Source organism: Kitasatospora sp. NPDC059327, assembly GCF_042752535.1.
In the GTDB taxonomy this organism is placed as follows: Bacteria; Actinomycetota; Actinomycetes; order Streptomycetales; family Streptomycetaceae; genus Kitasatospora.
In genome coordinates, this window is record NZ_JBHYYB010000039.1 from 1 (window position 1) to 16,669 (window position 16,669).

Sequence of the window (16,669 nt, forward strand, 5' to 3'; positions counted from 1 at the left end):
GTCCGGGGCAGGGATGCCCCGGACGGCCGCGGGCTCCGTCGGTTCGGGCGCCGGCCGCGCCGGTACCTCCGGACAGCGCGAAAGGGACCCTGGGGGCCAGGGTCCCTTTTCGCGTGCTCCCGCCGGGGCGGGAGCGGGGTCAGGCGCTCTTACGGGTGTCCCGCGGGTGTACCGCGAGGTTCATCCCTCCGGAGCGGAGAACGGCCAGCCGCTCGGCCAGCACCTCCTCCAGCTCCTCGCGCGTGCGGCGCTCCATCAGCATGTCCCAATGGGTACGCGTGGGCTTGGTCTTCTTCTCCTCAGGCTCGTCACCGTCGAGGAGTACCGCTTCCTGGCCGCAGAAGCGGCATTCCCAGGCCGAGGGGATCTCCGCCTCGACCGAGAAAGGAACCTCGAATCGGTGTCCGTTCTGACATGCGTACTCGACGGTCTGGCGGGGAGCCAGATCGATACCGCGGTCGGTCTCGTAGCTAGTGGCCCCGAGTCGCGTGCCGCGGAGAGCTCGCTCGCTCATGAATCGTGCCTCCCGGGCTTATGGCCCACAGGACTAGTGGTCGCTGTTCTTCGTCGTTCGGTCAACGCTCGGCTTCCGACGAAGATTCCCGTCCCGGGACATGCGTCGTCTGTCGTGCCGCCCCTGTTTGTACCCATCGGCGCCCGATTTGTCACATCTGGCCGCGGATATCACCTCAGGTGTCACCTATTTCACATCTGGTGATCGGTCGGCCTTTCCGCGACGAGCCTACCGGGGCGGGTTCCGGCGCCGTGCGTCGCCCCGCCCCGAGCGGCCCCGTTCAGGCCAGTGGGCGGAACCGCAGGGCGGGGTGCTCCTTGCCGAGGTCGACCGGCCGCGGCGGCTCGGCCGGCGCCGGCGGCGGGCCGGCCGGGCGCGGCGGGACGTCGACCGGTGCGGCCGCCTCGGTCCGGGTGTCGCGGTGCGGGAGCAGGGCGATCACCGCCTCGCGCAGCTGGGCCGGGGCCTCCTCGTCCAGCGGGTCGACGGTGGCGGGCACCTGGAGGCGGACCGGGGCGCCGGTGCCGATCCGGGCGTAGCCCCGGCCGGCGGGGGCGTGCGCGGCGGGCACGATGTCCAGCGGCGCGCCGAGCGCGGCGTAGCCCTCCTCGGGGCCGGTCGGGCCGAGCAGGACGCGGGCCCGGGTGGTGGCCCGGACGGTCGGGGTGATCCGGTCCCGGGCCTCGATGTCGTCGGCGATCACCACGGTGACCCGGGCGGCCCGGCCGTGCCGCAGCGGGAGCTCCAGCAGGTCCTGCGGGTCCGGCCGGTCCTCGGCGTGGGCCAGCTCGCTCAGCTCGGTCGGGTGGTCGAGGAGCAGCCAGAGCGGGCGGGTGACGTCCTCGGGCGGCGCCGTCCCCGCGTGCCGGGCGGCGTTCAGCGCGGTCAGCCGGCGCTCGGTCTCCTGGGCGGCCCACTCCAGCGCGGCCAGCGCGCCGTGCAGGCTGGTCTCCACGGTGTGCACGCCGGGCCGGTTGACCAGGCAGGCGTGCTCGCCGGTGCCGGCGCCGTCGATCACCACCAGGTCGCCGAAGGGCAGCGCCTGGAGCGCGACGGAGCGGATCAGGCTGGAGGTGCCGTAGCCGGTCACACCGAGTGCCAGCAGGTGCGGCTCGCCCGAGCGGGGGCCGGTGCGCCAGACCACCGGCGGCTGCTGGGTGACGGTGCCGCCCTGGCCGACCGGGATGGTGCGGGCGCTGCCGTTCTCGTCGGTGAAGCCCAGCACGATCTCGCCGGGCGTGGTCACGAAGCGCTGGGCGGCGATGTCGGTGGCCAGCGGGGTCAGCGCGGCGATCCGCAGCCGGTTGGACTCCTCGTCCCAGTCGAAGCGGTACTCCCGGGCGCGGCCGGCCTTGCCCTGGACGACCTGCTCGATCCGGGCCCGGGCGGCCGGTTCGGTGTCGGTGAAATAGGCCGGGTAGACCAGCTCCAGCCGGGCGAGCCGCCCCTCGCCGTCGAACTCCCAGGCGCCGAAGACGTCCTTGTAGGCACCCTCGTGGTGGTAGAGCGGGGCGAGGTCGTCGGGCCCGGCCAGGTACGGCGTCAGCGCGGCGTACAGGGCGGTGAGTTTGACGTCGGCGACGTCCGGCTCGGGCGGGGCCGCGGCGGCCTTGGGGGAGCGTCCGTTCCAGGCGGCGCTGGCCATCAGGGCCACCAGGGCGAAGAGCAGCCCGTGCGGGAGCAGGTAGATGCCCAGCAGCATGGCGGCGACCAGGAAGACCGTCGGCCCGCGCCGCTCCTTCGGGGTGGCCTGCCAGCGGCTCTTGGCCCAGGCGACGTGGTGGCGCATTCCGCGCCCGATGACGGTCAGCGGCGCGAACATGTCGGAGGCGTGGTCGCCGGCCGTGCGGGCGAGGTCGCGGCCCTTGGTGAGGTGGCGGTTGAGCGGCATCACTTGGCTCCCCGGGCGAGTGGGACGGTCGGGTGAGGGGACGGCGTCGGGTGAACGACGGGGCCCGGGGCGGTGGGATCCGCGCCCGGGCCCGTACGGGGGAGTGGCCGGGCTAGAACTTCAGGCCGCCGAGCAGGCTGGCCAGGCTGGCGCCGCCCGCGGTGATGCTCGGAGCGATCGAGGAACCGGCGATGTAGAAGCCGAGGAGGGCGCAGACGATGGCGTGGGAGACCTTTAGTCCGTCCCTGCGGAAGAAGAGAAAGGCGATGGTGCCGAACAGGACGATGCCGGAAATCGAGAGGATCACGGTCTGCTCCTCGGGGAGGGGGACAGGGACAGTGTCACGGAATGTGCCCTAATCGTGACAAAAAGTAATAGATGATGGAACGGCGCAAATGGGTGGTTTTCTCGGCCAATACCCACCTGTTTGTCGGGTGGGGGTATGCGAACCGCCCGGAACGGGGGCCGAGCGGCCCGGTGTACCGGCGCGGCGAGGTATTCCCCGGGGCCGGGCGGGAAGCTTCCGGGGGTGCCGGGAAGTTCGCTCGAATGGCCGCGAAACCTTCCCGTCCGCGTGTCGTGCGGGGGAATGCCGCGATCCGTCCGGCGTCCGCGGGCCGGACGCGCGCTGGATCGTCCGCGCACCGGGCCGCTACGGTGCGGTACGCGCGACCGACACACCGACGAGCTCCCGGGCGAGGCCCGGGGGCGACCGAGCCCAGGAGAGGCCCGCCATGACCGATGCCGCCAGCCAGCAGCCCGCCGACGCCCCGGACACCGAGGTGATCGAGCTCGCCGGGAAGCTCTTCGACGCGGCCCGGGCCGGTGACACCGAGACCCTCGCCGCCTATGTCGACGCCGGTGCGCCCGCCAACCTCACCAACGACCGCGGTGACACCCTGCTGATGCTCGCCGCCTACCACGGCCACGCCGCCGCCGTGACCGCCCTGGTGGCCCGCGGCGCCGACCCGAACCGGGCCAACGACCGGGGGCAGACCCCGCTGGCCGGCGCGGTGTTCAAGGGCGCCGAGGACGTGCTCACCGCCCTGCTGGAGGGCGGCGCCGACCCGACGGCCGGTACGCCGTCCGCCGTGGACACCGCCCGGATGTTCGGCAAGGAGGAGCTGGTCGCCCGGTTCGAGGGCCGCTGACCCGAGGTCGTAGGCTTTTCGACCATGGAGAGCATCACCGGGACCGCCGGCACGCGGGACAGCAAGGGCGACAGCATCGAGATCCGGATCACCGGCTACGGCCACCCGGACGCCCAGCGACTCTCGGCGGAGGTGCAGGAGGAGTACGTCCGCCGCTACGGCGAGGGCGACCTCACCCAGCTGCACCCCGACGACTTCGAGCCGCCGGCGGGCCTGTTCCTGATCGCCTACCTCGACGGTGAGCCGGTGGCCTGCGGTGGCTGGCGGGCCAAGCGGGCCGATCCGCACGGGCTGCGGGACGGCGACGCGGAGCTGAAGCGGATGTTCGTCGTCCCCGGGGCGCGCGGGCGGGGCCTCGCCCGGTTGGTGCTGCGCCGGCTGGAGCGGACCGCCGTCGAGGCCGGTCGGACCAGGTTCGTGCTGGAGACCGGCACCGAGCAGCCCGAGGCGGTCGCGCTCTACGGCTCCGAGGGGTACGACCCGATCCAGAAGTTCGGCATCTACCGCGACCACCCGCAGAGCATCTGCCTCGGCAAGGAGTTCGACGGCGTGCCCGCCGTCTGACCGGGCGCCCGCTGGGTAGGCTCCCGGCGGACCGGTGGCCGAGCGGGCGGGGGCAGGCATGGACGACCAGCCGGGGCGGTCCGCCGCCCCCCGCCCGCCCGCCGGGTTCGCCGCCCCCGGCGGGGAGTTGGCGCGGCTGATGACGGCCGGGCTGGGTCGTGTCGGGGCGGGCGGTGTCTGGGCCGTCGGTGACGCCGGGGGCGTGGTCGGGGTCGGCGCTGCCGGGGTGCTCGGCCAAGGTCCCTACGAGGGGCTGGAGATGGCGGCCGACACGCTCTTCGACCTCGCCAGCCTCACCAAGGTCATCGCCCTGTGGCCCTGTGCCGGCGTCCTGTGGCAGGCCGGCCGGCTGCCGCTCGACCGCCCGCTCGCCGCGTCCTGGCCGCGGGCCGCCGGGCAGCCGACCGGCGAGGTGACGGTTCGTCAACTCCTCACGCACACGGCGGGAATGCCGCTGCGCACCGAGTTCGAGCAGCGCTACGGGCGGGACCGGGAGTCGATCCGGTCCGGCGTCCTCGCCGCCCCGCTGCACCGCCCGCCCGGGACGGCCGTCGAGTACACCGACCGGGCGGCCGTGCTGCTCGGCGACCTGGTCGAGCACCTGGCCTGCGCTCCGCTGGACGTGCTGGCCGAGCGGGAGGTCTGGCGCCCGCTCGGGATGACCGACACCCGGTTCGGTCCGCTCGGCGCGGCGCAGACCGCCCGCACCGCTCCCACCGAGTACGACGAAGCCGTCGGGGCCCACCTGCGCGGGGTGGTGCACGACCCCTCGGCCCGGTTGCTCGGCGGAGTCTCCGGCAACGCGGGCGCCTTCTCCACCGCCCGCGACCTCGCACGCTTCCTCACCGCATTGCTCGACCCGCCGCCCGCCCTGCCGTGGGCCGGGCGTTGGACCGCCGAGTCGCTGCGCGAACAGACCGGCGGGCTCACCCCCGCGCGCGGGCTTTCCTGGCTCTGTGCCCCCGGCACCGACCCCGCCGAGGGAACCTTCGTCCACTACGGCTTCACCGGCACCGGGATCTGGGTCTCGCGCCGGCTCGGCCGCTGGGCGCTGCTGCTCACCAACAAGGTGCACTACGGCCGCGAGATCCAACCGCTCACCGACCTGCGCAACGCCTTCCGCCGGGCGGTCTTCGGGTAGCCGGCGCGTCCGCGGACGCGCCGGCCACCACCGCGCGGGCTCAGAGGAGGGTGCTCCAGTAGGACCAGAACCGGTTCAGGACCAGCAGCGCGATCACGGCGGCCCACAGCACCGGCGGTGCCCAGTGGTAGCGGGCGGCCTCGCGGACCACCGGCCGCCACCGGGGGCGGACCGGGATCACGCCGGACCGCAGGTTGTGCAGCGTGGTGTACCAGAACAGCGGCACCACCGTCGCCCAGACCACCATGCAGTACGGGCAGAGCGCGCCGATGTCGTACAGCGCCTGGTCGATCAGCCAGTGCACGAACAGCACGCCGGCCAGGGTGCCCGCCTGCAGGCCCAGCCAGAACCAGCGGCGGTAGGCGGCGCCGGCCAGCAGCCCGGCGCCGACCGCCGCCAGGGCGCCGAAGGCGGCCAGGCCGAGCAGCGGGTTCGGGAAGCCGAGGACCTCCGCCTGTTCGGTGCGCATCACCGAACCGCAGCTGATCACCGGGTTGAGGTTGCAACTGGGGACGTAGGACGGGTCCTCCAGGATGCGGAGCTTGTCGAAGGTCAGGACGGCCGAGGCGGCCAGTCCGAGGAGTCCGCCGAGGAACAGGAACAGGGCGAACGCCCGGCCCGCGCCGATCGGCGCACGGCCCGGCGGGGCGGCGGAGGTGGCGGCGGGACGGGGCGGGTTCACGGCAGTCGGGGCGGTCACGGCAGAGCACTCCGGTGGGTGTGAAGGGCCGGCCCGGCCGGGTGGTCGGCCGGGCCGGTGGTGCTCGCTACAGGCCCGCGGCCTGCTTCACCTGGGCGGTGAACTGCTCCGGCGTCACCGCGTTCTTCCCCGCGAACAGGGTGATCGGCTTGCCGTCCAGCTTGACCGTGGGCGTGCCCGTCACCCCGCTGTCGTTGAAGGCGTCCGCGACCTTCTTCGCCCACGGCCCGTACGTGCGCTCGGTGACCGCCTTGACGAAGGCGTCCGTCTTCAGACCGGGCACCTGGCCGGCCAGGTCCAGCAGGTGGTTGACGTCGCCGAAGCCGTCCTCGCGCTCGTCCGGCTGGTTGGCGTACAGCACGTCGTGGAACTGCTTGAACTTGTCGACGCCTTCGTTGAGCGCCGCGCCGACCGCGGCGAGCGCGGTGCGCGAGCCCTTGCCGCCGAGGTTCTTGTCGAGGAACGCGGCCAGGTGGTACTCCACCTTGACCGTGCCGTCGTCCGCCAGCTTCCGGACGGTGTCGCCGTTGGTGGTCTCGAAGGTCCTGCAGACCGGGCAGCGGAAGTCCTCGAACACCTGCAGGGTGTGGGCGGCGTCCGGCTTGCCGTACACGATCACGGTGCCGTCCGGGCCGGTGGTGTTGGCGGGGACGACCAGGGCGGTCGGGTCGGCGGCGGCGGACGAGGCGGACGCGTTGTCGCCGCCCGCCGCGTTGATCGCCAGCGCCGTACCGCCGGCCAGGGCGAGGACCACGACGATCGAGACGCCGACGACGATCCGCTGCCGGCGCTTGGCGGCGAGCCGCTCGCGCTGCTGGGCCTCCTGGATCCGCTCACGGGCGCTGACGCGCTGGGTCTGCTTGCGGCCGGGCTGCTGTTCGGTGGGCTGGGCCATGGTGGGTCAACTCCTGTACACGGCGCGCGGATGCGCGCGGGGTGCCCGCCTCGGCGCGGCGCTGGGCGCCGCGGGCGCGAAGGGGCTCGGGTCGGTGAACGCGGGAGTCGGGCGCGCTGCCTGCGGCTCGGTCGGCGGTCGCCGGGCGGAGCCGGGCGACGGGGTGTCCGGGCGCGTGGTGCCGGTCGGACGGGCCGGGGAGCCGGTCGGACGGGCGCGGTGCCGGGAGTCAGCAGGCAGGCGCGAAGGCCGGCGGACCGCGCCGCGGCGCGGGGCTGAGCACCACGGCCTCACGGCGCGGCCGGGGGCGGTCCGAGACCGGCAGCGGCACCCGCCGCACCGGCCGGGCCGGCGCCGGTGCCAGCAGCAGGAACAGCGCCCGCAGCGGGGCCGCGACCGACTGGCGCAGCACGCGCAGGGCCCGGGCCAGGCCGGACAGGGCGGCGTCGCCCAGCCTCAGCCAGGTGGCGGCGGCCAGCGCGACCAGCAGGTGGACCAGCAGGACCAGCAGCTGGGTGGCGGCGGGCGCGACCGGACCGGTGTGTCCCAGCGGACCGGAGAACAGCGAGCCGTCCACCGAGCCGCCGCCGCAGACCAGCAGGTTCATGCCGCGTGCGGGCGAGTGCCCGGCCCCGAGGACCGGGCCGCAGCCGGCCTGGCCCAGGTTGAAGGTCGTGTTGAGCAGCAGTTCGACCGGGACCAGCACGGCCGAGATGTGCAGCAGCCGCCGTTCCCCGCCGGCCAGCGCGGTGGCGACCAGGAAGACGACGGCGGTCGCGGCGGCCACCAGACCGAGCGGCAGCGGGCGACCGGTGATGACGACCTGCCCCAGGGCGGACAGCGGCACGGCGAGCGCGGTGAACACCGCGGCCCGCAGGGCCCTCGTCGCGGGGGTGGAAGTCGTCATGCCCCGGAGTATGCCACGACGCTTACACGCCGCACGAGGGTGCGTCGGCGGGTGACCGGCGACCGGCGAACAGATGGCCCGTCATCGGTCGTTCGTTTGCGCTACGGGGGTGGTGACTTCACCGGCGGGATGGGTTTGGGCGGAGGAGGCGGGCCGAAAGGGGCTCAGGGGCTGCCGCCGGAGGCGGAGGTGATCCGACAATCGGCCGATGGACCATGCCAGCGGTTCGGCGCACCCGCGTCCGCCAGCAGTCTCCACAGCGCACCTCTCCGGGGTCGCCCCCGCGCACGGCGCGACGTACGGGCCGGTCCGGCCGTCGCCGCCGGTGTCGCTGCCGCCGCCTTGGCCTCCCGCGCTGCCTTGGCCTCCCGCGCTGCCTTGGCCTCCCGCGCCGCCCTGGCCTCCCGGGCTGGCCACGCCACCGCCGGTGCCCGAGCCTCCGGTGCCGCCGGTCCCTCCTGAGCCGCCGTCCGTCCACCCGCCGCCGGCGCACTGTCCGATGCCGGTACCGGTGCACACGGCCGCGCCCGCGCCGACGTCGGCGCCCCCGCCGCCGGGCGCTCCGTCGGCCCGGCCACCCGCCCCGACCCGGTCCGCGGCACCCGGGCCGGCCGTCGCGCCGTCGCACCCGTCCTCCTCCGCGCCGCCACCGGCCCCGACCGTCGGACCGGTTCCGGCCGTCGCTCCGCACCCCGCGTCCGCCCAGGCCGTCACCCCGGCCGCGCAGCCGCCGCCACCGCGGCCGTTGTCACCGGCCATCACCGCGGCCCCCGGCCCGGTCGCGACGACCGCGATCGTCGGCGCACCGCCATCGCCACCGCCCCCGGCCGGCGGTCCGCCGCCCGCGCTCGAACCGGCCGTCTGGGCCACCGTCGTGATCCTCACCGTCCTGGTCCCGGCCGCGCTGGCCGCGGTCCTCGGCCACCATCCGACCTCCAGGAGCCGCAGGTGAACCCTGGCCCCCTGCTCAGCGCCGCCGCCGCCGTGACGCTCGCCGTCACGGCCCTCGCCGTCGCCCACCGGCTGCGCCCCGCCCTCCCGGAGGGGGAGGAGCCGCCCGAGCCGCACCCCGCGCTCGCCAGCATCGGCTCCGGACTGCTCTCCGGGTTCGTCCTGCTGACCGGTTTCCTGGTCGCCACCGGTTGGGCGGCCCGCACCACCGGTGTGGTCCCGCCCGGCGGGCTCTACGTCGCGGACCTGGCCGCCGGTGCCGCCGTCCTCGTCTTCCCCTCGCTCTCCGGGCTGCCGTTCACCGCGCGGCACGCCACCGCGGTCTGCTTCTTCGCCGCCCTCGTCGGGTACACGATGTCGCTGGCGCTCCAACTGAGGCCCTGATTGCGGTCCGGCCGGATCTCGGCCCCGGGCGGGCCGGGGCGGGGCCCGCCCGGGGCCGGCGGGCTAGCCTGGAAGGCGTCCCGCAGGCCCCGAGGCGAAGGGGTGAACGCGCATGGCCGCAGAGGTCGCCACCGTGGGCGCCGTGGTGCTCGACCGGATCGGGGAGCAGGCCGCGGTGCTGGCCGGCCTGGACGAGGCCGTGCGGGCGGACGAGCCGGACGCCGTGCACCGGATGCGAGTCGCCTGCCGGCGGCTGCGCAGCGCGCTGCGGACGTACCGGCGGCTGTTCGCACCCGGTGCGACCGACGAGCTGGTGGCCGAGCTGCGCTGGCTCGGGGCGGCCCTCGGCCGGGCCCGGGACCGCGAGGTGCTGGGCGAGCGGCTGGCGGCGCGGGCCCGGGAGCTGCCGGAGCCGTGCGGGCCGGAGCGGATCGCCCAGCTGCTGGAGCGGTGGGCGCGGGCCGAGTACCGCAGGGTCCGGCCGGAGGTCGTCGCGGCGCTGGACAGCCCACGCCGGCGGGCCCTGGCGGACGGCCTGGCCGCGCTGCTCGCCGCTCCGCCGCTGCGCGGGCGGGCCGGGCGGGCCGCCGTGCCGGAACTGGCCCGGGTGGCGGCCCGGGAGCAGCGGCGGACGGCGGAGCGGATCCGGTCGGCGACGGCCGCCGGTCCGGGGCGGGCGGCGGCGCTGCACGAGGCCCGGAAGGCGGCCAAGCGGGCCCGCTACGCGGGGGAGACGGCCGGGCCGGTGGCGGGTCGGGCGGCGCGGCGGTACGTCGAGCGGATGAAGGCCGTCCAGGAGGTGCTCGGGGAGCACCAGGACGCGGTGGTGGCGGCGGTGGCGGTGCGGGAGCGGGCGGCGGGCTCCGGCGAGGAGTTCGGGTACGGCGTGTTGTACGGGCTGGAGCTGGCGGCCGCCGGGGCGGCGCGGGCGGAGCTCCCGGCGGTGTGGGCGCGGGCGTCCGGCCGTGAGCTGGCCCGCTTCACCTGATCACGGCTCGGGGGACGGCCGGTGCGGTGGCCCGGTGCGGTGGCCCGGTGCGGTGGCCCGGTGCGGCAAACCGGTCGTCCGTCCGGTGGGAACCGGCCGGACGACCGGTAGGGGCCGGACCGCCCGGCGCGGCGGTCACCGGGGATCCGGTCCCACGGCGCCGGGCGGTCCGCCGCCGTCATTTCTGACGATGCGTCAACTGCGCCATGAGCGTGAGGACGGCGAAGCCCAGGATGACGGCGAGGCCGGGGTAGAACATGGACAGCTCGGTGCCCGGCATGATGACCGCGGTGACGACGGCGAGGCCGAACGCGCCGCCGACCTGCAGCGAGCTGTTGAGCAGACCGGCCGCGAGCCCCTGCTCCTCGTCCGCGATCCCGTTGGTGCCGGCCACCATCAGGGTCGCGATGCTGAGCGCGAAGCCCACGCCCCACAGCACCGACGCGGGCAGCAGGATCCGCCAGAGGTCCGGCTCGGGGCCGATGAAGAGCATCAGCAGGTAGCAGGGGAGGAAGGCCACCAGCCCGACCATCAGCACCTTGGTCACGCCGAACCGCTCCATCAGGGCGCCGAGCTTGGGGCCGATGATGACCACCATGAGGCCGGCCGGCAGCAGTACCAGGGCCATCTGCCACGGCTTCCAGCCCTGGAGGTCCTGCAGGTAGAGCGCGAGCAGGAACTGGAAGCCCATCGCGCCGCCGTACAGCAGCGCGATGCTGATGTTGGCGCTCACCAGGCTGCGGTTGCGGAAGATGTCGAGCCGGATCAGCGGGTCCTTCACGCTGCGCTCGATGACCAGGAACGCGGCCAGCAGGGCGGCGGCGAGGGCGAATCCGCCGATCGTCCGCAGCGAGCTCCAGCCGGCCTCGGGGGCGGAGGTCACGGTGAAGACCAGCAGCAGCGTGCCGGTGAGCAGGGTCGCGGCGCCCCCGATGTCGAGGCGCGGCCGCTCGGTGCGCGGCGGGTCCGGCGGCAGGAAGCGCAGCGCGCCGATGAGCAGCAGGATGGAGAGCGGGATCGGCAGGATGAAGATGGATCGCCAGTTCAGTGCGGCGAGCATGCCGCCGACCAGCAGGCCGGAGGAGTAGCCGGAGGCCTCGAAGACGTTGAAGATGCCGAACGCCTTGTTGCGCTGGGGGCCTTCGGGGAACGTCGTGGTCAGCAGCGACATCGCGGCCGGGGCCGCGAAGCCGGCCGCCATGCCCTTGACGAAGCGGGAGACGATCAGCAGCATCGAGCTGTCGGCGAGCGCGCCGAACAGCGAGACGACCGCGAAGGCCGCCATGGCGATCACCAGCACCCGCCGCCGGCCGAACAGGTCGGCGACCCGCCCGCCCAGCAGCAGGAAGCTGCCGAAGGCCAGGATGTAGGCGCCGACCAGCCACTGTGCGGTGGCCGCGGTCATCCCGAGCTCGTTCTGGATCTCAGGGATCGTCACCACGATCATCGAGACGTCGAGCCCGTCGAGCAGGATCACGCCGCTGAAGATCAGCAGCGACACCCATAACCGTGCCGACCAGCGCAGGGAGTCCTGCTGGACCTCGGGTACCGCCGTCTCGGGCGTTGCCTCGGATGTCGCCAAGGCGTCGCCTCCCGTCCGGTGTTCACTCGGAGCCGAGCTGCCTGACATGGGCACGTCCCTCCCATTAGAATGATCTTGAGCGCGCTCAACCCGCGTCCGCGATAATTGTGTGCGCGCTATATTGCATAAGCTTGATGCTGCCCTAAGTAACCAGACCTTCGCAAGGCGAACACGGCAAGCGTGTCAACTACCGCTCTCCGGGCCGGGTCGGCCGGTCGGGGGAGGCGTCGTTCGGCCGCTCCGCACCCACCGGGGCCGGGGCGCCGCCGTCCCGTCGGGCCGCTCCCGTCGGCACCGCCCGGTCGGCAACAAGACCGCAGGCGAAGGACTTTGCGCCCGCCCGGGAGAACTCGTCGTGCGGCGGCCGGCAAACGGCCGACCTGACAGATCGTCGTTCGTTTGTTCAGGAACCCGGTTCGGCTCTGGTTAGCATCGGGGCACGAACTCGGAGCGACGGACGGATCGTCCGGAAGAAGAGTGTGCCGTCGTCGGCGTGCAGGCCGACGAGCACCGGTCCTTCGAATTCCAGCCACAACAGTCTGCCAGCGATGCGATGCGGAGACCCAGAATGCGGCTTGCGCAAACGTTAGCAAATGTCATGCGGCGCCACACGGATCGCCCCGCAATCGGCGAACGCGCGAAGGAGTTCGTGCGGGACGCCGACACCGGCCGCGTTTCGCTCCGCCTCCTGACGCACTACGAAACGACCAGCTACAGCGAACTCTGGGGGCGGGTCCGCGCGGTGGCCGCGGAATGGCACCGCCACCCGGATCATCCCGTGACGCCGGGCGAACGGATCGCCCTCCTCGGCTTCGCCAGCGGCGACTACGCGGTGGTCGACCTGGCCTGCAACTACCTCGGCGTGGTCAGCGTCCCGTTGCAGACCAGCGCCCCGCTCCCGCAACTCGCCTCGATCGTCGAGGAGACCGAGCCCTTCGTCGTCGCGGCCAGCATCGAGCGGCTGCACGTCGCGGTCGACCTGCTGCTGGCGAACTCCTCGGCCCGCCGGCTGGTCGTCTTCGACTACCACCCCGAAGTCAGCGACCAGTTCGAGAAGTTCACCGCGGCCCGGGAGCGCCTCGCGCAGGCCGGCCGCGAGGTGGCCGTCGACACCCTGGCGGAGGTCGTCGGCCGCGGGTCCGCGCTGCCCGAGGCGCCGTTGTTCGTACCCGAGGACGACGACGACCCACTGGCCATGCTCATCTACACCTCGGGCAGCACCGGGACGCCCAAGGGCGCGATGTACACCGACCGGCTGCTGAGCGCGATGTGGGGCGGCGCCTGGTCGAAGCTGTTCTCCGACATTCTCGCGATCAATATCAACTACATGCCGATGAGCCATGTCGCCGGACACTCGTCGCTGAAGAACACCCTTGCCCGCAGCGGGATCAGTTACTTCACGGCGAGCAGCGACATGTCGACCTTCTTCGAGGACATCGCGCTGGTCCGGCCCACCGAACTGTCGCTGGTGCCACGGGTCTGCGAAATGCTCTACCAGAAGTACCAGAGCGAACTCGACCGGCGGGTGCTGGCCGGCGCCGACCGGCGGACGGTCGAGGCGGACGTCCTGACCGAGATGCGGGAGAAGCTCCTGGGCGGCCGGCTGGAGTGGGCCAGTTGCGGCTCCGCCCCGCTCTCCGCCGAACTGCGGGTGTTCGTCGAGGCGCTGCTGGGCTTCGAGTTGACCATCATCTACGGCTCCACCGAGGCCGCCGCCGTCTCGGTCGACGACAAGCTGCTCCGCCCGCCGGTGATCGACTACAAGCTGGTCGACGTACCCGAACTCGGCTACTACCGGACCGACTCGCCCCACCCGCGGGGGGAGTTGCTGCTCAAGTCCGAAGCGATCGTGCCCGGGTACTACAAGCAGCCCGAGCTGTCGGCGGAGATCATCGACGAGGACGGCTTCTACCGGACGGGCGACATCGTCGCGGAGCTCGGGCCGGACCGCTTCACCATCCTGGACCGCCGCAAGAGCGTGCTGAAGCTCTCCCAGGGCGAGTTCGTGGCCACCGCGCGACTGGAGTCCGAGTTCGCGGCCGGCCCGTTGGTCCGGCAGATCTTCGTCTACGGCAACAGCGAGCGGTCCTATCTGCTGGCCGTGGTGGTGCCCACACCGGCCGCCCTCGAACAGTTCGGCGACGCGCCGGAACACCTCCGCCAACTGCTGAGCGAATCGTTTCAGCAGATCGCCAGGGACGCCGGGCTGAACTCCTACGAGATCCCGCGCGACGTCCTGATCGAGACCGAGCCCTTCGGCCAGGCGAACGGTCTGCTCTCGGACCACCGCAAGCTGCTGCGCCCCCGGCTCCAGGAGCGGTACGGCAGGCAGCTGGAGGAGCTGTACGCCGACATCTCCGCCCGGGAGAGCCGGGAACTGCTGGAACTGCGCCGTACGGGCGCCGACCGGCCGGTGCTGGAGACCGTCCAGCGGGCCACCCGGGCGCTGCTCGCGGGCTCCGCCGTCGAGGTCGGCCCCGCCGCGCACTTCCGGGACGTCGGCGGGGACTCGCTGACCGCCGTCTCCTTCTCCAACCTGCTCCACGACATCTTCGGCGTGCGCGTCCCCGTCGACACCGTGATCAGCCCGGCCTACGACCTCCAGCAGCTGGCCGGTTACATCGAGACCAAGCGCGCCACCGGCCCGCAGGGCACCACCTTCGCCTCGGTGCACGGCGAGGACGGTGCCACGGTGCACGCCAAGGACCTGACGCTGGACAAGTTCCTCGACACCCGGACGATCGCCGACGCCCGGACCCTGGCACGGCCGGCCGGCGAACCCCGGACCGTGCTGCTGACCGGCGCGAGCGGCTACCTCGGCCACTTCCTCTGCCTGGAGTGGCTGGAGCGGCTGGCCCCGCTCGGCGGGACGCTGATCTGCGTCGTCCGCGGACGGGACGCGGAGGCGGCCCGCGCGCGCCTCGACGAGTCCTTCGTCAGCGGGGACGAGGAACTGGTGCGCCGCTACCGGGAGCTCGCCGACGGGCACCTGGAAGTCCTGGCGGGTGACATCGCGGAGCCGCGGCTGGGCCTGGACGACACGACCTGGAAGCGGCTGTCCGACGAGGTGGACGTGATCGTCCACGCCGGCGCCCTGGTGAACCACGTCCTCCCGTACAACCACCTGTTCGAGGCCAACGTGGTCGGGACGGCCGAGCTGATCCGACTGGGGCTCACCGGCCGGATCAAGCCCTTCACCTACATCTCCAGCGTGGCCGTCGCCACCTCCCGGGCCGGTCAGGCCCTGGACGAGGACTCCGACGTCCGGACCGCCCTGCCCGTCCAGCAGACCGACGAGGGCTACGCCGGCGGGTACGCGACGAGCAAGTGGGCCGGCGAGGTGCTGCTCCGCGAGGCGCACGAGCGGTGCGGGCTCCCGGTCACCACGTTCCGGTCCAACATGATCCTCGCGCACAGCCGCTACGCCGGGCAGCTGAACGTCCCGGACCAGTTCACCCGGCTGCTGCTCAGCGTCATCGCCACCGGCATCGCGCCGCACTCGTTCTACCGCACCGACGACGGGGGCCGCCGTCGGCGGGCGCACTACGACGGGCTGCCGGTGGACTTCACCGCCGCCGCCGTCGTGACCCTGGGCGGACTGAGCGCCGAGGGCTACCGGACCTTCAGCCTGGTCAACCCCAACGACGACGGGATCTCCCTCGACAGCTTCGTGGACTGGCTGGCCGAGGCGGGGCACCGGATCGAGCGGGTCGCCGACTACGACGACTGGTTCGTCCGGTTCGAGGCCGCGCTGCGGGCCCTGCCCGAGGGGCAGCGCCAGCACTCGGCGCTGCCGCTCGTCCACGCGTTCCGGCAGCCGGAGGACGCGGTGCCCGGCTCGGTCATCCCCTCCGACCGGTTCCGGGCCGCCGTCCGGGAGGCCGGGATCGGGCCGGCGCGGGACATCCCGCGGCTGTCGTCGGCCTTCATCGCCAAGTACGCCGCCGACCTGAAGCTGCTCGGCGAGCGCCTCGGCTGGTGAGTCCGCGGTAGCGGGGGCGGCCGGCGGCGGCCGTGCGACACCGCCGTGCCGCCCCCGCGCCCCGCGCCCCGGGCCCGTCCGGAGCCGGACGGGCCCGGGCGCAGCAACGAACCATGCTCATCGGACATCGACACCTGGAGAAGAGAACCATGGAGCAGACATCCGAGAAGTTCGAGGAGCGCTACGACCTCGGACGCCGTCTCGTCGAGCAGCTGGGCACCGACGGGACCGAGCCCACCACGTTCGAACTGCTCGGCCTGGAATGGGACTTGATCCCCGGCACCTATGAGCCGCGGCAGGGTACCGGCACCGAGTGGTACACCGGCGCCATCCCCTACCCCGAGGGCGGCAGCTTCCTGGAGATCGGCTGCGGGGCCGGCGTCACCGCGGTCTGGGCGGCCCTGCACGGCTGTGCCCGGGTGACCGCCACCGACATCACCGACACCGCGGTCGACAGTGCGGCCCGCAACGCCGAACGGCACGGTGTCGGCGACCGGGTGCGGGTGCTGCGCAGCGACGTGTTCGACGCGCTCGACCCCGAGGACCGCTTCGACACCGTCTTCTGGAACTGCAGCGTCTTCGAGGCGCCCACGGACTTCGAGTTCACCCAGGACGTCGAGTGGGCGATCTTCGACCGCGGGTACAGCGCCCTCGGCCGCTACCTCGCCCAGGTGCACGACCGGCTGCTGCCCGGCGGCCGGGCCCTGGTGACCTTCAACAGCTTCGGCGACGCCGGCCGGCAGGCCCAACTCGCCGCCGACACCGGCACCTCGCTGACGCTGCTGGGCAGCGCGGACCGGCAGCTGGCGGGGTCGGACGTCACCTACAAGCTCTTCGAGATCCGCCGGCTCGGGCGCTGACCGCGCGCCGTCCGAGGCGGCGGAATCCCCGTACACCCGGTCGCCCGGAGGGCCGGCCCCCCCCCGGGGGCCCGGCCCCCCCGGCGCCGAGGCGTGCGGGGGCGGGGGCGCCGCGCCGGGGCCCGCGGCCCCCGGCCGCGGGGCGGCCGGCCCGCGGGC

15 protein-coding genes are annotated in these 16,669 nt (G+C 73.7%); 8 read left to right on the forward strand and 7 right to left on the reverse strand.

Annotated features, from left to right (window positions below; all coding sequences use genetic code 11):
* Positions 1-139: 139 nt before the first annotated feature.
* The 3 genes from ACFXHB_RS23305 to ACFXHB_RS23315 all read right to left on the reverse strand — a co-directional run bounded on the left by ACFXHB_RS23305 (position 140) and on the right by ACFXHB_RS23315 (position 2,712).
* A complete protein-coding gene (locus ACFXHB_RS23305; protein WP_030396357.1) occupies positions 140-514 on the reverse strand; it encodes an RNA polymerase-binding protein RbpA in 375 nt (124 codons plus the stop codon).
* Between the two features lie 280 nt (positions 515-794).
* Entirely contained in the window at positions 795-2,405 is a 1,611-nt protein-coding gene (locus tag ACFXHB_RS23310) for a hypothetical protein (protein WP_380576523.1), read from the reverse strand.
* 112 nt (positions 2,406-2,517) lie between these two features.
* Positions 2,518-2,712 (reverse strand): hypothetical protein, encoded by a 195-nt coding sequence (locus ACFXHB_RS23315; protein WP_327674940.1) that lies wholly within the window; start codon positions 2,710-2,712, stop codon positions 2,518-2,520.
* A 427-nt stretch (positions 2,713-3,139) separates the two neighbouring features.
* Between ACFXHB_RS23315 and ACFXHB_RS23320 the strand changes: the two genes are divergently transcribed.
* The 3 genes from ACFXHB_RS23320 (at position 3,140) to ACFXHB_RS23330 (ending at position 5,261) form a co-directional block, all read left to right on the forward strand.
* Positions 3,140-3,556, forward strand: a complete 417-nt coding sequence (locus ACFXHB_RS23320) for an ankyrin repeat domain-containing protein (protein ID WP_380576524.1) — start codon at positions 3,140-3,142, stop codon at positions 3,554-3,556.
* 75 nt (positions 3,557-3,631) lie between these two features.
* Positions 3,632-4,120 (forward strand): GNAT family N-acetyltransferase, encoded by a 489-nt coding sequence (locus ACFXHB_RS23325; RefSeq protein ID WP_380576583.1) that lies wholly within the window; start codon positions 3,632-3,634, stop codon positions 4,118-4,120.
* Positions 4,121-4,178: 58 nt separating this feature from the next.
* The gene (locus ACFXHB_RS23330; protein WP_380576525.1) at positions 4,179-5,261 is read left to right on the forward strand and encodes a serine hydrolase domain-containing protein; all 1,083 of its coding nucleotides are present in this window, start codon (positions 4,179-4,181) and stop codon (positions 5,259-5,261) included.
* Between the two features lie 40 nt (positions 5,262-5,301).
* Here the strand turns inward: ACFXHB_RS23330 and ACFXHB_RS23335 are convergent, their stop codons facing one another.
* From ACFXHB_RS23335 to ACFXHB_RS23345, 3 genes are all read right to left on the reverse strand, one after another.
* A complete protein-coding gene (locus ACFXHB_RS23335) occupies positions 5,302-5,961 on the reverse strand; it encodes a vitamin K epoxide reductase family protein (RefSeq protein ID WP_380576526.1) in 660 nt (219 codons plus the stop codon).
* 67 nt (positions 5,962-6,028) lie between these two features.
* Positions 6,029-6,856, reverse strand: coding sequence for a DsbA family protein (locus tag ACFXHB_RS23340; protein WP_380576527.1), 828 nt, complete (start codon positions 6,854-6,856; stop codon positions 6,029-6,031).
* Between the two features lie 229 nt (positions 6,857-7,085).
* Complete coding sequence (locus ACFXHB_RS23345) at positions 7,086-7,763, reverse strand: hypothetical protein (RefSeq protein WP_380576528.1); 678 nt, start codon at positions 7,761-7,763, stop codon at positions 7,086-7,088.
* A gap of 745 nt (positions 7,764-8,508) precedes the next feature.
* Between ACFXHB_RS23345 and ACFXHB_RS23350 the strand changes: the two genes are divergently transcribed.
* The 3 genes from ACFXHB_RS23350 to ACFXHB_RS23360 all read left to right on the forward strand — a co-directional run bounded on the left by ACFXHB_RS23350 (position 8,509) and on the right by ACFXHB_RS23360 (position 10,086).
* The gene (locus ACFXHB_RS23350; RefSeq protein WP_380576529.1) at positions 8,509-8,715 is read left to right on the forward strand and encodes a hypothetical protein; all 207 of its coding nucleotides are present in this window, start codon (positions 8,509-8,511) and stop codon (positions 8,713-8,715) included.
* Positions 8,712-9,098, forward strand: a complete 387-nt coding sequence (locus ACFXHB_RS23355) for a hypothetical protein (protein ID WP_380576530.1) — start codon at positions 8,712-8,714, stop codon at positions 9,096-9,098. The genes ACFXHB_RS23350 and ACFXHB_RS23355 overlap by 4 nt, the downstream gene beginning before the upstream one ends.
* 112 nt (positions 9,099-9,210) lie before the next feature.
* Positions 9,211-10,086 carry a CHAD domain-containing protein gene (locus tag ACFXHB_RS23360; protein ID WP_380576531.1) on the forward strand — a complete coding sequence of 292 codons (876 nt, stop codon included), beginning with the start codon at positions 9,211-9,213 and terminating at the stop codon, positions 10,084-10,086.
* Between the two features lie 178 nt (positions 10,087-10,264).
* Here ACFXHB_RS23360 and ACFXHB_RS23365 read toward each other — a convergent pair whose 3' ends face one another.
* Positions 10,265-11,668, reverse strand: coding sequence for an MFS transporter (locus tag ACFXHB_RS23365; RefSeq protein ID WP_380576532.1), 1,404 nt, complete (start codon positions 11,666-11,668; stop codon positions 10,265-10,267).
* Positions 11,669-12,161: 493 nt separating this feature from the next.
* On the opposite strand from ACFXHB_RS23365, the gene car reads away from it, so the two are divergent.
* Positions 12,162-15,650 (forward strand): carboxylic acid reductase, encoded by a 3,489-nt coding sequence (gene car / locus ACFXHB_RS23370; protein WP_380576533.1) that lies wholly within the window; start codon positions 12,162-12,164, stop codon positions 15,648-15,650.
* 149 nt (positions 15,651-15,799) lie between these two features.
* Positions 15,800-16,510: a methyltransferase domain-containing protein gene (locus tag ACFXHB_RS23375; protein WP_380576534.1), complete on the forward strand. Its 711-nt coding sequence runs from the start codon at positions 15,800-15,802 to the stop codon at positions 16,508-16,510.
* Positions 16,511-16,669 lie beyond the last annotated feature (159 nt).

Excerpts from the sequence above, each read along its gene's own strand:
- ACFXHB_RS23330 (WP_380576525.1), top strand. The coding sequence starts at position 4,179 with ATGGACGACCAGCCGGGGCGGTCCGCCGCCCCCCGCCCGCCCGCCGGG.
- ACFXHB_RS23320 (WP_380576524.1), top strand. The coding sequence starts at position 3,140 with ATGACCGATGCCGCCAGCCAGCAGCCCGCCGACGCCCCGGACACCGAG.
- ACFXHB_RS23345 (WP_380576528.1), bottom strand. The coding sequence starts at position 7,763 with ATGACGACTTCCACCCCCGCGACGAGGGCCCTGCGGGCCGCGGTGTTC.
- ACFXHB_RS23340 (WP_380576527.1), bottom strand. The coding sequence starts at position 6,856 with ATGGCCCAGCCCACCGAACAGCAGCCCGGCCGCAAGCAGACCCAGCGC.
- ACFXHB_RS23360 (WP_380576531.1), top strand. The coding sequence starts at position 9,211 with ATGGCCGCAGAGGTCGCCACCGTGGGCGCCGTGGTGCTCGACCGGATC.
- ACFXHB_RS23310 (WP_380576523.1), bottom strand. The coding sequence starts at position 2,405 with ATGCCGCTCAACCGCCACCTCACCAAGGGCCGCGACCTCGCCCGCACG.
- ACFXHB_RS23305 (WP_030396357.1), bottom strand. The coding sequence starts at position 514 with ATGAGCGAGCGAGCTCTCCGCGGCACGCGACTCGGGGCCACTAGCTAC.
- ACFXHB_RS23375 (WP_380576534.1), top strand. The coding sequence starts at position 15,800 with ATGGAGCAGACATCCGAGAAGTTCGAGGAGCGCTACGACCTCGGACGC.